Source organism: Kocuria sp. (assembly GCF_030536815.1).
GTDB classification, from domain to species: domain Bacteria; phylum Actinomycetota; class Actinomycetes; order Actinomycetales; family Micrococcaceae; genus Kocuria; species Kocuria gwangalliensis.
Window position 1 is genome coordinate 1 of sequence record NZ_JAUNPE010000192.1, and the last position, 1,084, is coordinate 1,084.

Here is a 1,084-nt window from a genome sequence, read left to right on the forward strand (position 1 = left end):
CGGTTCATTCCCATGTGACCCACGTCATGTGTACCGTGGAAATGCCACACCGTAGAACGGTCGGCATCATCTCTCGGACGCGCCGGCCCAGCGGACCCACGATGAGGAGATGCCATGAACGAGCGTGACCTGACTTCCCCGGCCAATACCACCGACCCGGCCGCCACCTCCATGAAAAAAACCTCTCGAACCCGCACGGGCATGGCCTTTCTCGGCATCGCCGGGTTGTTGACCCTGGCTGCCTGCGGCAGTGACGGGGGCGGTGGGGCCGCGGAGGAAACTGGCGCGCAGGAAACGAGTGCGGCGGCGTCGTCGGCGTCGTCCGAACCCGTGGCCACCGCGACTGTTCAAAATGCCGAGGGCGAAGACCTCGGCACCGTCGAGTTCTCCCCAGCGGAGGACGATGACCAGGCCATGGTCGTGTCCGCGGAGCTGTCCGGCTTGGAACCCGGGTATTACGGTTTCCACGTGCACGCGAACGGTGTGTGCGAGGCGGAGAGTTCCGCTCCCGATGACCCGTCCGAAACCGGGGCCTTCCTGTCCGCGGGCGGTCACTTGGGTGGAGATGACGCCCGGCACCCCGAGCACGCCGGTGACCTGCCCGCCTTGTTGGTCATGGAGTCCGGGGAAGCCAAGCAGACGTTCCAGACGGATCGGCTCACCACCGAGAACCTGATGGACGACAACGGTTCCGCGCTCATGATTCACTCCGGCCCGGACAACTACGCCAACATCCCTGAGCGGTATGCCGCGACGGGTCCCGATGAGGACACTCAGTCCACCGGTGACGCGGGAAGCCGTCTGGCGTGCGGCGTGATCGAGTAGGCGATTCCCTGCCACCGTTCGCCGGCGGGGTCTAGTCCTCGCGGAGCGGTACGAATCTGAAGTGCCCGTGGCGGGTGATCTTCAGGCCCCGGCGGCCTCGGCGCACACGTAGCATGTCGCCGGCCACCGGAATGACCATGATGCCGCCCTCCCCCAGTTGCTCCACAAGCTGTTCGGGGAGGGCCTCGGCCATGGCCGAGACGAGGATGCGATCAAAAGGTGCGTCCCTCGGGGCTCCGAGTTCACCGTCGGTGGCTTG

The 1,084-nt window shown here is 66.0% G+C and carries 1 protein-coding gene and 1 pseudogene; one reads left to right on the forward strand and one right to left on the reverse strand.

The features are described 5' to 3' along the window. The first annotated feature begins 114 nt into the window (after positions 1–114). Positions 115–825, forward strand: a complete 711-nt coding sequence (locus tag Q4E95_RS11880) for a superoxide dismutase family protein (protein WP_303383504.1) — start codon at positions 115–117, stop codon at positions 823–825. A gap of 31 nt (positions 826–856) precedes the next feature. On the opposite strand, the pseudogene Q4E95_RS11885 reads toward Q4E95_RS11880, so the two are convergent. Further along, positions 857–1,084: pseudogene (locus Q4E95_RS11885) on the reverse strand (protein-L-isoaspartate carboxylmethyltransferase); the annotation flags it as partial.

Bases quoted from the DNA above. Each gene is read 5' to 3' on its own strand.
- Q4E95_RS11880 (WP_303383504.1), top strand. From the start codon at position 115: ATGAACGAGCGTGACCTGACTTCCCCGGCCAATACCACCGACCCGGCC.